Source organism: Pseudomonas sp. MF09156 (assembly GCF_059862305.1).
In genome coordinates this window covers 409,998-426,162 of the sequence record NZ_JCBCUR010000004.1, presented here as the reverse complement: position 1 = coordinate 426,162, position 16,165 = coordinate 409,998, and the positions used below count along the sequence as shown (strand labels likewise).

The window sequence follows — 16,165 nt, the reverse complement described above, 5'->3', positions numbered from 1 at the left end:
GTTATGACGTGGTAGTTTTCCTGTATTTGCGTAGGCAAATTCCTCAAATGTTTTTCCGGCACCGTGCACATGGCTTCACAAGCCCGTTTTGATAAACCCAGGCTTGAGCCCGAACACTTCCACCCCTTGGGCTGTCGATTGTCCCGTGGTGATTTTCACCCGCTCTACCGGTTGGTTCATGGCAGCCCGATATTGCACCGAAAGTCCGTCGTCCCCCTGGCTGATCGCCTGGGCCGGCACGATGATCGCCTGGGCATTGTTGTAGGTCACGATGGTCAGGCGTGCGCTCATGCCCAGGCGGACCCTTTGCAGCTGTTTCTCGGTCAGTTTGGGTATGGACAAGGTCACCGGGAATTGCGCGCTGCCCTGGCTGTCATTGGCGATCGCCAGGCCGCTGACCACGCTGACTGAGCCGCTCAGGCGCTCGCCATCAAACCCGTCGCCCATGACTTCCACCGGCTGGCCCTGATGCAGCTGGTTGATATCCAGTTCCGAGACTTTGGCAACGATTTTCAGGCGTTCGATATTGGCCAACCCGAACAGCACCTGGCCCTGGCTCACCTTGCTCCCCGCCTGTACCGGCGCGTTGTTGCTGGCGCCGCCTTGGGGGGTGGAGCTGCCCGGTGGGGGCACGACGATCCCGGAAAACGGCGCCTTGAGCTCCTGGCCGTCGAGCAGTTTGCGCAGGGCTTCGTACTTGACCGTGGCATTGGTCAGCTCCATATCCGCAATCTGGCGGTACTCGCCCTTGCCCTGTTCGAGGGCCGTTTGCAGTTCACTGCGCGCGGCGATCAGATCCAACTGTTGCTGTTGGGCCTGTTGCTTGAGGTCGTCCAGTTCGTTGCGCGGGATGATGCCGCGCTTGAACAGGCTGTCGCTTTCAACCAGTTTGCGCTGGGTGTTGTCGGCACTCATTTGCGAGGTGCGCAGGCTGCGCCGGGCGCGGCTGACGGTGGGGCCGCTGTCCCAGTCCTGCATTTCCTGCACGGTACGCCGGGCCTTGAGCTGCGCGGAGAGCGCTTCGCGCAGTTGTACTTCCAGGGTGGCCGGGTCCATGCGCAACAGGACCTGGCCGGCTTCGACCCGTTGACCCTCTTGCACCAGGTTGGCTTGCACGTTGCCGTCAAAGGGCGCAGTCAGGATGACGGTGGCTTCCGGTTCGATCTTGCCGACCAGGCCGATCTGATGCACCAGGACGTCGCTCTTGACCTCCTGCCATTGCTCGGCCGTAGCGGTCTGGTTGGCGGCGGGCGTTGTGCGACTCAGCAGTACGAATCCGCCCGCGCCCAGCAGTATCAACAGTCCAGCGCCCAGCAGGGCTTTTCTAGTAGTCATTAAGGGCAATTTCCCAACTTTCCAAGGTCATGCCCAGCGTCAGGTCGAGCTGGGTCTGCGCATTGAGGTAAGCAATCAGGGCGTTGAGACGGGCGTTCTCGGCGTTGCGCAAGTCCGCTTCGAAGCTCAGCACCTGGAAGTTGGTGGAGCGCCCGGCGGCGAGTTTGTCGCGCTCGATCTCGATCTTGCGCCGGGACAGGTCCACGGCCCGCTGGGCAATTTCATACTGGCGCCAGCGGGTGCCAAGGTCGCGTACCACGTTATTGACGCTGCGCTCCAGTTCCTGGCGCGCGTCGGTGATCAGGATCGCCTGGTTTTCCACATCGACCCGTGCGCGGACTTCGGCCTGGCGGGTACTGATATCGCCGATGGGGATGCGCACCTGGACCCCGGCGTAACTGTCCCAGCGGCGGTTGCTGGTGCTGCCGGCGTCGTTGTCCGTGTTGGCCCGGATCTGATTGGCGCCGCCCACCAGGTCGACCTGCCAGCGCCCGGAATCCTTGGCCAGTACCAGGTTGAGGTCGGCCTGTTGGCTGCCCAGCAACGCCTGGAGATATTCGGGCTGCTGGTTTTGCGCGAGGTTGAAGGCCTCGCGCTTGTCGATGTCCATGCGTGTGGCTTCCAGGGCTTCGGTGGCACGGATCGGGGTCGCCAGGTCCAGGGCCAGCAGGCGCAGTAACGCCAGGCGGCTCATGTCCAGCTGGTTCTGGGCTTCCTCGACCCCCAGTTGCTGGGAGGCGATGTCGGCCTCGGTCTGCACGATTTCGAACTCGGCCATGCGCCCGGCATTGATCAGTGCCTTGTTTACGTCCAGCAGGGTGTTGGAGCGCTTGAGCGCTTCCTGGGTGATGCTCAGTTGCTCCTGGGCACGCAGCAAGTCGCGGTAGGTGGCGATGATCTGGCTGATGGTCTGTGCGACGTTGGCCTTGAGGTTCAGGCGGTTGGCCTGCTCGGACAGGCGTGACAGGCGCAGCGGGGCGGTGGTGGCGTCCCAGCCGGCGCCGCGCATCAGCGGCTGGATGATGGCCAGGTCCAGGCCATCGCTGCGGTAGCGCCCGGCGCGGTTGGCGTTGTTCAGTTGCTGGGTCCAGCCCATGCTCAGGCGGGTGCCGTACTCGCCGAGCAAGCTGGTGGTAGGTGACAGGTTGGCATTGCGGGCGCGGTCGTCGCTGCCTTGGGTGGTGCGGTAGGTACTGTTGAGCACCAGCTTGGGGTTGAAGGCATCTTCGGCCACCCGCAGGTCGAACTTCTGCGCCACCCGTTGCAGGTACGCGCTGCGAATCGCTGGGTTGTTGCGCAGGCCCAGGTACACCGCGTCGCCCAGGGTCAGGGTAGTGAGCTGGGCATTGAGCGAGACACTGCGCTCATAGCCGCTGCGCGTGGTGGTCGGCGCTGAAGGGCGGATCACGATATCGGCGGCCACGCAGGGCAGGCTCAGCAGGGCCATCAGCCACAACAAGGGCTTATTCATCGCGCAGGGCCTCCACCGGCTGCAAGCGTGACGCCGAAACGGCCGGGTAGATCCCAAAAAACAACCCCACCAGCAACGTACTGCCCACTCCCAGGGGCAGCGCCAACACGGCCAGGGAAAACTGCCAGCCCGACAGCCAGGCGTATAGATAGGCTGCCCCCATGCCCAGTACCGCGCCACACAGTGCGCCGACGGCGGTGAGGGTGACGGCTTCGAGCAGGAACAGGTTGCGGATGTCGCGCTGGCGAGCGCCAAGGGCCATGCGGATGCCGATTTCCCGGCGGCGTTCCGAGACATTCATCAGCATCACATTCATCACGCCGACCCCGCCGCCCACCAGGGAGATGGCGCCCAAGGCCAGCAGCAGATAGGCGAATGTGCGGCTTTGCCGGGTCATGCCGTCGATCATTTGCTGGGGGATCTGGATCTCGACGGTGTGCTCCGTGAGTTGCGCGCCCAAGGCCTTGGTGGCGCCTGCCGCGATGCGCTCCATGTCCTGGCCGGCTGCAGCGCGCAGGACCACGCTGCCGACCTGGGGTGAGGAATAGATGCGCAGCATGCCTGGGGCAGGGATGAACAGTGACTCGTTGGTTTGCACCGGGATCAGCATCGACCGTGGCTGGTTCTGCAGGATGCCGATGATGAGGAACAGATAGTCGTTGACCCGCACCCGGTCGCCCAGGCGCAACGGGTCACCGGGCGCGCTTAACGCCTGGGCGATCTGGTCGCCGATCACCGCGAAGGTTTCGCCGCTGTCGAATTCGGACAGGAAGCGCCCTTCACGCAGCACCAGGCGCATGGCGTCCTTGAGACCTGGGGTGCTACCAACCAAGCCGGCGTTGGTGGTGCGGCCATGAAAGACGACCGGCCCGCTGAACGAGGAAATCGCGCCGATGTGGGCGATGCCCGGCACCGCCTGGCGTACGGCTTGCAGATTGAGGCGGGTGGGCATATGCGCGGTGCTGTTGCCCTTGGGTGGGAACTGCGCCACCAGGGTGTCGGTGCCCATGTCCTTGAAAATCATCGCCGCATCTTCGGCGGCGTTATGCCCGATATTGATCAGCGCGACCACCGATGAACTGCCGATGACGATCCCCAGCAAAGCCAGGATCGAGCGCTTGCCCAGGGTTCGCAGGCTGACAAATGCTTCATGCAACAACTGGCTCAGGCTCTGTTCGACCCGCAGGCTCATACGCATTCAGCCTCATGGACCACGCCGTTGCGCACCAGGATCTGGCGCCTCAGGCGTGCGGCGATATGCGCGTCGTGGGTGACGATGATCAAGGTGACACCCTGCTCGCGGTTCAGGGCCAGCAGCAGGTCCATGATGTCCTGGGCGGTGTGGCTGTCGAGGTTGCCGGTGGGTTCGTCAGCCAGAATCACCGCCGGTGAGCCCACCAGCGCCCGGGCAATGGCCACCCGCTGGCGCTGGCCGCCGGACAGGTCGGCGGGGCGGTGGTGGGCCCGTTCGGCCAGGCCTACCTGCTCAAGCATATGCAGGGCCCGCGCCACCGATTCCTGGCGCGACACGCCGCGATAGGCCAGGGGCAGGGCGACGTTGTCCAGGGCGCTGAGGCGCGGCAGCAGGTTGAAGCTCTGGAACACAAAACCGATCTGTTGGTTGCGGATCGCGGCCAGTTGATCTGGCGTTGCGTGGAAAATGTCATGGTCGGCGAAGCGATAGGCGCCGCAGTCGGGCAGATCCAGCAGGCCGAGGATATTGAGCAGGGTGCTTTTGCCGGAGCCCGAAGCGCCGAGGATGCCGCAGCTGTCTCCACGGGCGATGGACAGGCTGACATCATTGAGAATGGCCAGGTGCTGTCCGGCCAATTGATAGCTTTTACCGATGCCTTGCAGGGAAATAAAGCCTGGGAGCGTTGGGGTATCTGTCATCATGACTACGCCTTGCGCTGCGGCAATCCGACCTGCTCCTGAAAATTTTTGTAACATCTTCAGGGCCTGCGTGGCAGCTGCCAACAGCTGGTTTTTATTCTTGTTTTAAAAATATTGTTTGAATAGTAACCGTGATCCAGCGGCTTCGCCAGCCACAGAGATAGAGCGGTTTTTCTGCTGCTAGAGCCGATACCGGTGGCTTGAAAACGCCCGGGCCAACCCTTGGCAAACCGTTGCGAGGGTAACCATCAGTGCGTTTGGATAGTATGGTGCAGTGTCACTACTTGCTTTCGAGCACCCGCCCCGGTATAAAAAATCAAATTTTTTTTTAAAACATATTTCCCCCGTGGAACTTATATGGTCGCGAAGAAACTCAGCGCTCCAAATGTAACCAAGACTCGACTGCTGGATGCGACAGAGGCTCTCTTCATCAAATACGGCTACGACGCCGTGTTATTGCGGCAAATCACTGAGAAGGCTCAGGTCAACCTCGCCGCTGTAAATTATCATTTCGGGGACAAGGACTCCCTGATGAAAACATTACTCATGCAACGCCTGGAGCCGCTCAACGAGCAGCGCCTGGAATTGCTTGCCCGCTGCGAGGCAGAGTCTGACGGCCCGCTCGATTGCGATACCTTGCTCGGCGTGCTGTTCGCCCCGGCCATGGGCCTGGAGCGCAGTGATCCGGCCAGCGGCGAAGGGCGCTCTTTCATCCGCTTCCTTGGCCGGGTCTATAGCGATACGTCGCCGTTTATCCAGGAATACCTCAAGGTCCACTACCAGCCGGTGTTCCAGCGCTTCTTTGAAGCCTTCGCCCTGGCACTGCCCGACCTGCCGCGCAATGAGCTGGGGGTGCGCCTGCAATTTGCCTTGAAGGCGATTTCCGGGGTGATGGCCGGCACCGAACTGCGCCTGCTGATGAACTCCATGAGCCTGGGGCGCCCGGCTACGGATGCGGAGGTGATGGCCAAGCTGATCACGCTGGTCTCGGCGGCCATTCGTGTACCGCAGCAAAGCCCGGAAGCCGAAACGGCGCTGGCGCGGGTGCTTGACACCCAGCGGGCGATTCGTGGCCAGTCCGCGCTGCCGGCAACGGGCAAAGTCGCGCGCTGATCAAATGGCGCGCAAAAAAAAGCCCGCTGGGGCGGCGGGCTTGATATGCAACGTTTGTAACGGATGAGGCTTCACAGTACGTCTGCGGATGTGAATAAAACGTGAAAAAAATGTGGATCCAATATTAATTCACAACGTTTTTTCAGATCTTCCACGCCTTGGCGCTTTTCGCCAACCGGGCGTGCATCGCGTCGACATTTGCCGCCAGTTGCGCGGTCAATAGCCGATAGCCATCCAACGCGCTGTGCACTGGAACCTCCAGGGGGGCTTGAGGATCAGGCGCAGCAAGGCTGGTTCGTTCCAAGCGTTGCGTGGCTCCCGATTGCAGGGCCCGCGCCATCCCGATCAACTGCACGCGAATCTGCCGATGCTCGGCCTTGAGTGCCAGCTGCAAGCGCGCCATCGCCTGTTCATCCCGTGGATCGGGGCGCGTATTGCCAAGGATTTCCAGGGTGCTGATGCACATCCGCAGGTGGCGTTGGATCGCATCCAGCTCGGTCATGGAAATCCGCACCTCCTTGGACACCGAGGGCATCAGCGAACGCAGTTGCAACATTGCCGCATTCAAACGATTGAGCAGCTTGAGATGCTCATCATCGGTAACCGATTGGCCACTGATGATCCGGCTGTAGATCGCGGCGCAATCGCGCAGGGCGCTGGCCAGGTTGTAGCGCCAGGAATACACCGCATACAGCGGCAGGGCGAAGGAAAACGCCAGGGCCAGGGCAATGCCGATCAAAATGTCGACCGTACGCCACAGGCCATCTGACAGCGGGTTATCCCCGTGGCCGGCGACGATAAATACCGTGATCCCCGATAGCAACGCGGTGTACCCACCCTTGCCGATGGCGTGATAGGAAAAGAAGCCACACACCACCGACATCAACAGGTACGTCAACAATGGCTGGCCGAAGTACGCCTGTTGCGCTACCAGCAACAGGCCCACACTGGCACCGATCAGCGTGCCGTAGGCCCGTTCCACGGCTTTCTTGCCGATATTGCCGTGGTGCTGCAAGCCGCCAATCACCACCAGCATGGTCACCGAGGCCCATTCACCATGGGGCAGGTTGATACCGGTGGTCAGCAGGATGGTCGCAAGCAGGCCGATGGAAACCCGTACGGCGTGGATCAGTTTGGCATGGCGATAGCGGCGATACGGGTCGAGCAGGGGCCGCAACAGGCGGCGGGCGAAGGGCGGCAGATTCATCGGGCTTAAGCAGGCCTCATCTTTAGATGTTATGCGGTCCAATGTGGGAGCTGGCTTGCCTGCGATAGCATCACCCCGGAGCAACTGATACACCGAGGCGCCTGCATCGCGGGCAAGCCCGCTCCGACATGGGAGCAGTTTAGAAAATATAGTCGGTGGTCAAGAAGCTCGACGCCCGGTCGCGAATGATATCGCTGATCAGTGCTTTGTTGTTGTCCTGGAACTTGGTTGCCACCAGGGTGCGAATCGAGAACACCCGCAGGGCGTCATGCACCGACAGCGTGCCCTCGGCCGAGTTCTTGCGGCCATTGAACGGGAACGTGTCGGGGCCGCGCTGGCATTGGGCGTTGATATTGATCCGGCCCACCTGGTTGGCGAAGGTGTCCACCAGGCGCCCGACGTGTGCCGGGTCGGTGCCGAAGATACTCAGCTGTTGGCCGAAATCCGATTCCAGGACGTAGTCGATCACCGTGTCCAGATCGCGGTAGGGCACGATCGGTACCACCGGGCCGAACTGCTCCTCGTGATACACGCGCATCTGCGGGTTCACCGGGTACAGCACCGCCGGGTAGAAGAACGAGCCACGGCTGGCACCGCCGTTGGCGTTCACCACCCTGGCCCCGTGTTGCACGGCATCGGCCACCAGGCCGTTGAGATAATCCACCTTGCCCACTTCCGGCAGCGGCGTCAGTGAGACGCCGTCCTCCCATGGCATGCCCGGCTTGAGGGTGGCGAGTTTCTGGTTGAATTTCTCGATGAAGCGCTCGACCACTGACTCATGCACAAACAGGATTTTCAACGCGGTGCAGCGCTGGCCGTTGAAAGACAGCGAACCGGTGAGCGCTTCGTTGACCGCGTTATCCAGGTCGACCTCTGGCAGCACGATGCCGGGGTTTTTCGCATCCAACCCCAGGGCTGCACGCAGGCGATGGGGGCGCGGGTGCAGCTTCTTCAAATCACTGGCCGCCTTGTTGGTGCCGATAAACGCAAAGATATCCACCTTGCCGCTGGCCATCAGCGCACTGACGGTTTCCCGCCCGCTGCCATAGATCACATTGATGACCCCGGCCGGGAAGCTGTCGCGGAACGCTTCCAGTAACGGGCGGATCAACAGCACGCCGAGCTTGGCCGGCTTGAACACCACGGTGTTGCCCATGATCAGCGCCGGGATCAGCGTGGTGAAGGTTTCATTGAGCGGGTAGTTGTAAGGGCCCATGCACAGCGCCACGCCCATGGGCACGCGGCGGATCTGCCCCAGGGTGTCCTGTTCCAGCTCGAAGCGGCTGGAGCGGCGGTCCAGCTCCTTGAGGGCGTTGATGGTGTCGGTGATGTAGTCACAGGTGCGGTCGAACTCTTTCTGCGAATCCTTGAGGTTCTTGCCGATTTCCCACATCAGCAGTTTCACCACGGCATCGCGCTGTTCGCGCATGCGCCGCAAAAACGCCTCGACATGCTGGATACGCTCGACCACCCGCATCGTAGGCCATTGACCCTGGCCACGATCATAGGCCCGCACTGCTGCGTCGAGGGCGAGCAGGGCGGTTTCGGCGTCCAGCAAGGGCGTGCTGCCGATAATCACTGGCGTGTCGCCTTCAGCGCCTGCCAACTGGACCGGGCTGCGCACCTGGGCCAAGGGACCGTTCCAGATGCGCAACTGGCCGTCGACCAGGTAGTCGCGCTGTTCGATGGGGGCGGCGAGGCGAAATTGCTCGGGAATGTCATTGGCGGTGGGAAACAGATTGGCAAGCAGGTGATTGGTGGTCATGTCGCTACCCCTGGAGTGGTTGCACAGCTTGAGTCAGAGATTCCTCCATCCGAGGGCTCTGTTGCAAGGCTTACACGTATTTCCCTACGCACAGTGGGGCTGTGCCGGGTAAACTACGCGGCTTTCTTGAAGGAGTTCATATGAGTCAGTACCAGCCGGGCATTCTTGCCGCACCGGTGCCGTTGCAGGCACGCCATCTGTTTTTTGCCATCGAGTCCATCGACGCGGTGCCGGCTGCGCTCGACGCGTTGGTACAGTTGGTCGACTCGGCAGTGGTGGTGGGGTTGGGTGAGCCGCTGGTCAATGCACTCGGCGCCCGCATCGAAGGGCTGCGCAGCTTCCCACACGTTTCGGCGCCCGGTGCCAACAACCCGTCCACCCAGCAGGCGCTGTGGTGCTGGCTGCATGGTGAAGACCGTGGTGAATTGCTGTTGCGCAGCCGGGCCTTTGAAAAGGCCCTGGCGCCGGCGTTTCGCCTGGTGCAGATGACTGAAGGTTTCCGCTACAAGACCGGTTTTGACCTGACCGACTACGAAGACGGCACCGAAAACCCCCACGACGACGCGGCAATCGAAGCCGCCGTCGCCGGCAGCGGCGCCAGCTTTGCCGCGATCCAGCAGTGGCAACATGACCTGGACGGGTTCGCCGCCTTACCGGCCGAGGAGCGTGACCACATCATCGGGCGTCGCCATGGCGATAACGAAGAGCTGGACGACGCCCCCGAGTCGGCCCACGTCAAGCGCACCGCCCAGGAGAGCTTCACCCCCGAAGCCTTTGTGGTGCGCCGCTCCATGCCCTGGGCCGAAAACGGCCAGGCGGGGTTGATGTTCCTCGCGTTCGGCCATTCCTTCGATGCCTTTGAAGCCCAGTTGCGCCGCATGAGCGGCCTGGAAGACGGGATTGTCGACGGCCTGTACCGCATCAGCACGCCGTTGACCGGTGGTTACTACTGGTGCCCGCCACTCAAGGACGGGCACCTGGACCTTAGCGCGATCTGCGCCTGACCCGCTTGCCGCCGAGAGCGGCTAGCGATCAGTTGTCTTTCAAGGCCTTCAACCACGCTGGATCCAGGCGTGTTTGCTCGGCCTTGATCCCCAGCGCCTTCATCTGCGCCTTATGTTTCTCGACCTCGGCGACCAGTTGTGCCTGGGCGCTGGTATTGGCATCCAGCTCGTGCATCTGCGTCAGCCCCAGGTGATAGAACCGCAGCAGCTTCATGGCCGTCGGATCGTTGGCCTGTACCCGCTCGGTCACCTTGTGCATCACATTGGTCACCCGCATCAGGCTGCGCTTGAGCTGCCAGCCATAGATCGCCGGCGCGAGCCAAGCCTGTGACCAGAGCGGGCCACGTACCAGGGCGATGGTCAGCACCACACCCGCCACCACACCGCCGACATTGAAGCGAAAGTTGTCGCCGCCAGGCTCGCCAAACAACATCACCGCCAGGCTCGACAACAGCATGGCCAGGGCGATGAAGATCACCGCGACGATCAACGTGCTGCGGCGGGTCTGCTGGCGATAGGTTTGCGGATCGACAGGTTTGATCTCAAACATGCGGGGGGCAGTCTCCATGAGCTAAGTAGGGGTATTGCGCGGCGCGGCATCTTCTCACGGTTTGTTGGCGGGCGTGAGAAAGTTGAACGATGGCGGTCGGGGTTTTCTCTAAGAAATGTGTGCATCGTGAGCAAAGCGAAGGAGATGGCTGTGACTGAACAATCGAAAAAGCCCGCTGGCCCGCATTCCTCGGAACACGCCAGTGACCAGCACGATCTGGGTTTTGATCCAGACTCCCCGGACGTGGCCGACCCGCAGGTTGACCCCGTCGGCCCGGCCATTGCCCCGCTGGACAAGCAGCACAAAGCCGGCAAGCAGCCGGCCTATGACCCCCTGGGCAACCTGAAACCCAAATAGCCCCCACAACTGTAGGCGCCGGCTTGTCGGCGATGAGGCCCTTTGGCTATTGCCCATCGCCGACAAACCATCCCCTACAAATGCTTGGGCGCGAGCCAGGTAACCTCGGTGATGCCGTATTTCTCCGCCCATGGCCGGGTAGTCTTCTTGGTGCGCTCATGGCCAGGACGGCCAATACGCCCGACATGGGCCACTCCCGCATCACAGCTGGCCCAATGCCATGCCTCGGCGTTGTTCATCACCTCCGCCCGCACCACAAAGGACTTGGGTTCGCCGTGCAGCCTGTAGTGGATGGTGTAGATCGTTGCCGTGCCCATATTGCCTCCCTGTTTTGATATGGAGTTGATGCAATTAGGTTCAGAAAGGTTCAGAAAGTTTGTGCCACATCCCTACGACCCATTGCCACAGATCAGTATTGGCAGCGGCAACGGTTACGGGTATTAGTGGAACCTTCGCCCCGCGCCCAAGGATCGCGCCATGTCCCAGGATTCACCGAGCCTGACCCACAGCCGCCTGTACCTGCAACGCCTGGGGTATGACACCCCGCCCGCGCCCACATTGGCGACTCTGGCGCAGTTGCAATTGCGCCATATCAGTACCTTCGCCTTCGAGAACCTCTCGGTCCTGTCACACCTGCCGGTGCCCCTTGACCTGGCCAGCATCGAGCAAAAAGTCCTGTTCGACGGGCGGGGGGGCTATTGCTATGAACTGAACCAGATGTTCCTGGCCTTGTTGCAAGAGCTGGGCTTCGAGGCGCGAGGAATCACCGGTCGGGTGGTGATCGGCGGGCCGCCTGATGCGCATACCGCGCGCACCCATCGCCTGAGCCTGGTGACCCTTGAGGGTGTGCGCTACATCAGCGATGTCGGGTTTGGTGGCATGGTGCCAAGCAGCCCCTTGCAACTGGACAACCTGGCGCCACAGGCCACCGCCCATGAGCCCTATCGCCTGACCTTGAATGCCGGCAGCTACACCCTGTGGGCCCAGGTAGGCGAGGAGTGGCGTGGGCTGTACGTGTTCGACCTGCAGTCGCAGTCGCACTACGACTATGAAGTGGGCAACTGGTATGTCTCCACTCACCCAGACTCGCCATTTCGCAGGCAGTTGAAAGTGGCGTTGATCGCACCGGGGCTGCGCCGCACCTTGAACAATGGCAACTACGCGGTTCATCACCTGGGCCGCGACAGCGAGAAACGCACGATCAGCGATGTCGACGAACTGTTGGCGCTGCTGCAGCAGGCGTTTGGTTTGCGCGTACCCGAACACCCGCAACTACGCCTGCGACTGGCGCAAATATTGGCCCAGACTTGATGCGGATTTGTATAGAGGCTTGATCTAGAGCCTTCGCTGAAGCGTTTTACCTCCGAATCCAAGGCAAATTAAATCGAACCTTTTGCAAAACAGGGGGTTCGAACCGATTCCTGAATAATTTGCCCACCTCAAAGGAGATGTAAAACGATGTCCAGACTATTCGGAAAAATCCTCAAGAATTCTTCGGTCCTGGCCCTGGTTGCCGCGCCGGCCGTGGTTTTTGCTGCACCGTCCACCGACCCGATTTCCACCTTCGGTATCCTGGGCAGCTACAACGACTTCAAGCTCGAAGGCGGTAGCGAAAGCGAAAAGGACCATATGCCGCAAGCCGGGCTGTTCTATAACTTCGGCAACAAGCTGACTGCCGAATCCGGCTTCATCTACCAGGCCGGTGTAGACGCCAAGTTCGGCAAGAAAAGTGACAACAAGCTCAAGGACGGCCAGGCCGATCTCGATCTGGGCTGGCGCGCCGCCCTGGATGCGCGCAACTTCGTCGATGTGCTGGTCGGTGGTGGCTACAGCTGGACCCGTTATGAGCCGGACTCTGGCGACTACGACATGAAACTCACCAGCAAGTCGCCGTTTGCCAAGGCGGCGGTGGGTTACAACCATCAGTTCGACAGCATGACCATGCGCGTCGAACTGGGTGCGCGCCACACCCTCGACGGCCGCGCCAAGCTCAAGGTCGACGGCATCGGCAGCGACACCGTGGACCTCAAGGACCGCACCAATCCCTACGCCGAAGTCAGCCTGCTGATGAACCAGAACGGCGACCTGCCAGTGATGGCAGGCCTGTATTACACCCGCACTGAGTACAAGCTCGATGAGGATTCCGAAGTAGCCGATAACACCAAGCTCAAGCGCGATGAGTACGGCTTCAAGGTCGGCCTGGCGTTCTAAGCCAGTTGTCGCGGGCGCCGGCGGTCTGTGATGGAGCGCCGGTCGCCCGACCCTGTCCGCCCAAGCCCCCCTTTGTGTCCCCCAATACCCTCAACACCGCGCCGCCACTGACTTAGTGTGAACCCTGCTGTTCACACAACAAGAGAGGGTGGCTATGTGGTCTACAACCCCCCGTCGCATGGGGTTGCTGCTGGCCTTGCTGGGCCTGCTGTCAGCCTGTAACGACAAACCGCAACATCCCCCGCCCGCCACGGCGAGCAACGCCGTGCCCACCGACCTGGCGCTGGCCCGGCTCTACGACACCAGTTGCAAACTCTGTCACGCCAACCCTGCATCCGGCGCGCCACTGACCGGCGACAGCCAGGCCTGGGCCCCACGTGTTGCCCAGGGCGCAGACACGCTGCTGGACCATACCCTCAACGGCTACCACGGCATGCCGCCGATGGGTCTGTGCATGCAGTGTTCCGAGGAGCAGTTCCTGGGGCTGATCAGCTTCATGGCCGGTGTTCACATTCAATAATAATGGGGTAGGTGATGGTGCTTTCACGCAGGCAACTGTTGCAGCGTTCGGCCGCAGTCGGCGCGTTCCTGGCAATCAGCAGCAACCCGGCGCTGGCCCAGTTGGCCCGGGCGCCGCGCTTGATCCCGTGGCGCAACTGGTCGGGTGCACAAGCCTGCCTGCCCCTGGAGCGCCTGGCGCCCAAGGACCTGGATGAGTTGGTGCTGGTCATCCGCCACGCCCCGGGCAAGGTCCGCCCGGTGGGTTCGGGCCATTCATTCAGCGCCTTGGTACCGACAGATGGCACGTTACTGTCGCTGAGTTTTTTCAATGGTTTGCTCGATCACGACCCCGGCAGCCTGCAAGCCACCTTTGCCGCCGGTACGCCCATGTCCCGTATGGGGCCTGCGCTCAAGGCGGTCGGCCAGGCGCTGCCGAACATGGCAGATATCGACTACCAGACCCTGGCCGGCGCCATTTCCACCTCGACCCATGGCACCGGGGTCGGTTTTACCTCGTATTCTGCCGGTGTCACCGGCCTGCAACTGGTGACGGCCCAGGGCGAGGTGCTGGAGTGCGACGCTGGGCGTGAGCACGAGGTGTTCAACGTCGCCCGTGTGTCCCTGGGCGCGCTTGGCGTGGCCACCCGCGTGCGCATGCAAAACCGCACGCCTTACCGCCTGCGGGAGCGCCAATGGATCGCCCGCACCGAGGAGCTGTTGGAGGACGTGGCAAACAACACCCGGGAGAACCAGCACTGGGAGATGCTGGTGGTGACCCATTCCGACTACGCGTTGTCCATCGCCCTCAACGAAACCAGCGAAGCCCCGACCCCGCCAATCGACCCGGCAGAGGCGGGCGGCAATGAGTTCGTGTCGATTATCGAAAACCTCGACAAATATGCCAGCGACTTCCCCGCAACCCGCCGCACACTGCTCAACAGCCTGCGCTATTTCGCCAGCTTCCAGGACCGGGTGGCCGAATCGTTCGAGGTCTACGCCAACGTGCGCAATGTGCGTTTCAACGAGATGGAGTATTCGGTGCCCGCCGAACATGGCCCGGCCTGCCTGCGGGAAATCCTCAAGTTGATCCGCGACAAGGACCTGCGTACCTGGTTTCCCATCGAGTACCGCTACGTCAAGGCCGACGATATTCCCCTGAGCATGTTTGAAGGCCGCGACAGTTGTTCGATCTCGGTGCACCAGCACTACACCATGGACCATCACAACTTCTTTGCCGCGGTCGAGCCGATCTTCTGGAAATACGCCGGCCGGCCGCACTGGGGCAAATTGCATAGCCTCAATGCCCGCACCTTGCAGGGCCTGTATCCGCGCTGGAATGAGTTCGCGCGGGTGCGCCAGGCCCTCGATCCCGGCGGCAAGTTCCTCAACGCGCACCTGTCATCCATCCTGGGAGTTGCCTGATGAACCGCAGAAACTTCATGGCCGGCACCCTCGGCGCCGGAGCCTTGCTGGTGGCGGGCGCGGCGCTGCTGCGTCCGGCTGATCGGGGCGCGCCGTACAGCGCGTATTTTCGCCAGTTGAACCACCAGCTCAAGGCCCATGGGCCGATGCGTCCGGTGTTGCTGATTGACCTGGATCGTCTGGATCACAACATCGACATCGTGATGCAATCAGTGCGGCGCGGCGGCAAGCACCTGCGGCTGGTGGAAAAATCCCTGCCTGCGCCGGGGCTGTTGGCCTACATTGCCCAGCGCGCCGGCACACAGCGCCTGATGTCGTTTCACCAACCCTTTCTGAACCATGATGCCCAGGTGTTCCCCGACGCCGATATCCTGCTGGGCAAGCCGTTGCCGGTGCGTTCTGCCGAGCTGTTTTATCAAGGGCACCAGGGGCCTTTCGACCCCGCCCGGCAATTGCAGTGGCTGCTGGATACGCCACAGCGCCTGCAGCAATACCTGGCGCTGGCCCAGGGCCTGGGCACACGGCTGCGGATCAATATCGAGCTGGATGTGGGCCTGCATCGCGGCGGTATCAGCGATAACGCAGTGTTGGGGCAGATGCTCGGACTGATCAGTGCGCATCCCCAGCATCTGGAGTTTGCAGGGTTCATGGGCTATGACCCGTTTGTCGGCATGGGCGTGCCGGGCATCCTGGGCTCGCCCCAGGCGTTGTTCGACAAGGTCATGCAGCGTTACCACGGTTTTGTCGACTTTACCCGCCAGCAGTTTGCCGCGTTGTGGCGTGATGGCCTGACGCTCAATACCGCTGGCAGCCCCAGCTATGGGATGCATGAGCAGGAGCAGTTGAGCAGCGAAGTCTCTGTGGGCACCGCCATGCTCAAACCCACGCATTATGATTTGCCCTCCCTCAGCGAGCACGTCCCGGCGGCCTACATCGCCACGCCGGTGCTCAAAAGCACCGGCGCGGTCAACATCCCGGCGCTGGATGACAAGTCCCGATTGCTGTCTTGGTGGGATCGCAACCAGCGCGCGACGTTCTTTATCTATGGCGGTAACTGGATGGCTGAGTTCGAGTCGCCCCTGGGGCTGCAAAGTAATGGCTTGTATGGCCGCAGCTCCAATCAGGAGATGGTCAATGGTTCGCCGGGGGTTGGCTTGAACATCGACGATCAGGTGTTCTTGCGCCCGACTCAGACTGAGTCGGTGCTGTTGCAGTTTGGCGATCTGCTGGCGGTGCGCGGCGGCAAAATTGTCGACAGCTGGCCGGTCTACACGGGTTGAAACTGCGCATGCCTGTGTAGGAACCGGCCTGTGGCAAAGGCCTTGTTGCAGGGCGG

Annotated in this window: 16 protein-coding genes; 8 read left to right on the top strand and 8 right to left on the bottom strand. The window is 61.7% G+C overall.

From position 1 onward, the window contains the following. Positions 1–75: 75 nt before the first annotated feature. From AC19YY_RS13395 to AC19YY_RS13380, 4 genes are read right to left on the bottom strand one after another with little or no spacing between them, the layout of a single operon-like run. A complete protein-coding gene (locus tag AC19YY_RS13395) occupies positions 76–1,335 on the bottom strand; it encodes an efflux RND transporter periplasmic adaptor subunit (RefSeq protein ID WP_500604330.1) in 1,260 nt (419 codons plus the stop codon). After that, positions 1,325–2,806: a TolC family protein gene (locus tag AC19YY_RS13390; RefSeq protein ID WP_169953059.1), complete on the bottom strand. Its 1,482-nt coding sequence runs from the start codon at positions 2,804–2,806 to the stop codon at positions 1,325–1,327. Before AC19YY_RS13390 ends, AC19YY_RS13395 begins: the two co-directional genes overlap by 11 nt. Beyond that, positions 2,799–3,998, bottom strand: coding sequence for an ABC transporter permease (locus tag AC19YY_RS13385; RefSeq protein ID WP_432755763.1), 1,200 nt, complete (start codon positions 3,996–3,998; stop codon positions 2,799–2,801). The genes AC19YY_RS13390 and AC19YY_RS13385 overlap by 8 nt, the downstream gene beginning before the upstream one ends. Next, positions 3,995–4,702, bottom strand: coding sequence for an ABC transporter ATP-binding protein (locus AC19YY_RS13380; protein ID WP_500604329.1), 708 nt, complete (start codon positions 4,700–4,702; stop codon positions 3,995–3,997). Before AC19YY_RS13380 ends, AC19YY_RS13385 begins: the two co-directional genes overlap by 4 nt. Positions 4,703–5,056: 354 nt before the next feature. Between AC19YY_RS13380 and AC19YY_RS13375 the strand changes: the two genes are divergently transcribed. Next, positions 5,057–5,812 carry a TetR/AcrR family transcriptional regulator gene (locus AC19YY_RS13375; RefSeq protein WP_057445041.1) on the top strand — a complete coding sequence of 252 codons (756 nt, stop codon included), beginning with the start codon at positions 5,057–5,059 and terminating at the stop codon, positions 5,810–5,812. 142 nt (positions 5,813–5,954) lie between these two features. Here AC19YY_RS13375 and AC19YY_RS13370 read toward each other — a convergent pair whose 3' ends face one another. Then, the gene (locus AC19YY_RS13370) at positions 5,955–7,019 is read right to left on the bottom strand and encodes an FUSC family protein (protein WP_492633346.1); all 1,065 of its coding nucleotides are present in this window, start codon (positions 7,017–7,019) and stop codon (positions 5,955–5,957) included. A gap of 139 nt (positions 7,020–7,158) precedes the next feature. After that, positions 7,159–8,784: an NADP-dependent glyceraldehyde-3-phosphate dehydrogenase gene (locus tag AC19YY_RS13365; protein WP_500604328.1), complete on the bottom strand. Its 1,626-nt coding sequence runs from the start codon at positions 8,782–8,784 to the stop codon at positions 7,159–7,161. Between the two features lie 140 nt (positions 8,785–8,924). Here AC19YY_RS13365 and AC19YY_RS13360 point away from each other — a divergent pair, with 140 nt between their 5' ends. After that, positions 8,925–9,788 (top strand): Dyp-type peroxidase, encoded by an 864-nt coding sequence (locus AC19YY_RS13360; RefSeq protein WP_500604327.1) that lies wholly within the window; start codon positions 8,925–8,927, stop codon positions 9,786–9,788. 28 nt (positions 9,789–9,816) lie between these two features. On the opposite strand, the gene AC19YY_RS13355 is transcribed toward AC19YY_RS13360, so the two are convergent. Beyond that, positions 9,817–10,338 (bottom strand): DUF3087 family protein, encoded by a 522-nt coding sequence (locus AC19YY_RS13355; protein ID WP_170041256.1) that lies wholly within the window; start codon positions 10,336–10,338, stop codon positions 9,817–9,819. Positions 10,339–10,488: 150 nt separating this feature from the next. Here AC19YY_RS13355 and AC19YY_RS13350 point away from each other — a divergent pair, with 150 nt between their 5' ends. After that, positions 10,489–10,695: a DUF6021 family protein gene (locus AC19YY_RS13350; RefSeq protein ID WP_346266872.1), complete on the top strand. Its 207-nt coding sequence runs from the start codon at positions 10,489–10,491 to the stop codon at positions 10,693–10,695. 74 nt (positions 10,696–10,769) lie between these two features. Here AC19YY_RS13350 and AC19YY_RS13345 read toward each other — a convergent pair whose 3' ends face one another. Next, complete coding sequence (locus AC19YY_RS13345) at positions 10,770–11,012, bottom strand: DUF6555 family protein (RefSeq protein WP_169953073.1); 243 nt, start codon at positions 11,010–11,012, stop codon at positions 10,770–10,772. Positions 11,013–11,172: 160 nt separating this feature from the next. On the opposite strand from AC19YY_RS13345, the gene AC19YY_RS13340 reads away from it, so the two are divergent. The 5 genes from AC19YY_RS13340 to AC19YY_RS13320 all read left to right on the top strand — a co-directional run bounded on the left by AC19YY_RS13340 (position 11,173) and on the right by AC19YY_RS13320 (position 16,109). Continuing rightward, complete coding sequence (locus AC19YY_RS13340) at positions 11,173–12,006, top strand: arylamine N-acetyltransferase family protein (protein WP_170041258.1); 834 nt, start codon at positions 11,173–11,175, stop codon at positions 12,004–12,006. A gap of 147 nt (positions 12,007–12,153) precedes the next feature. After that, on the top strand, positions 12,154–12,906 hold the full coding sequence (locus AC19YY_RS13335) for an outer membrane beta-barrel protein (protein WP_500604326.1): 753 nt from the start codon (positions 12,154–12,156) through the stop codon (positions 12,904–12,906). A gap of 154 nt (positions 12,907–13,060) precedes the next feature. Beyond that, entirely contained in the window at positions 13,061–13,426 is a 366-nt protein-coding gene (locus AC19YY_RS13330) for a c-type cytochrome (RefSeq protein ID WP_169953079.1), read from the top strand. A 74-nt stretch (positions 13,427–13,500) separates the two neighbouring features. Beyond that, positions 13,501–14,829 carry a D-arabinono-1,4-lactone oxidase gene (locus tag AC19YY_RS13325; RefSeq protein WP_500604373.1) on the top strand — a complete coding sequence of 443 codons (1,329 nt, stop codon included), beginning with the start codon at positions 13,501–13,503 and terminating at the stop codon, positions 14,827–14,829. Positions 14,830–14,897: 68 nt separating this feature from the next. Continuing rightward, complete coding sequence (locus AC19YY_RS13320; RefSeq protein ID WP_170057425.1) at positions 14,898–16,109, top strand: DSD1 family PLP-dependent enzyme; 1,212 nt, start codon at positions 14,898–14,900, stop codon at positions 16,107–16,109. The last annotated feature ends 56 nt before the right edge of the window (positions 16,110–16,165 follow it).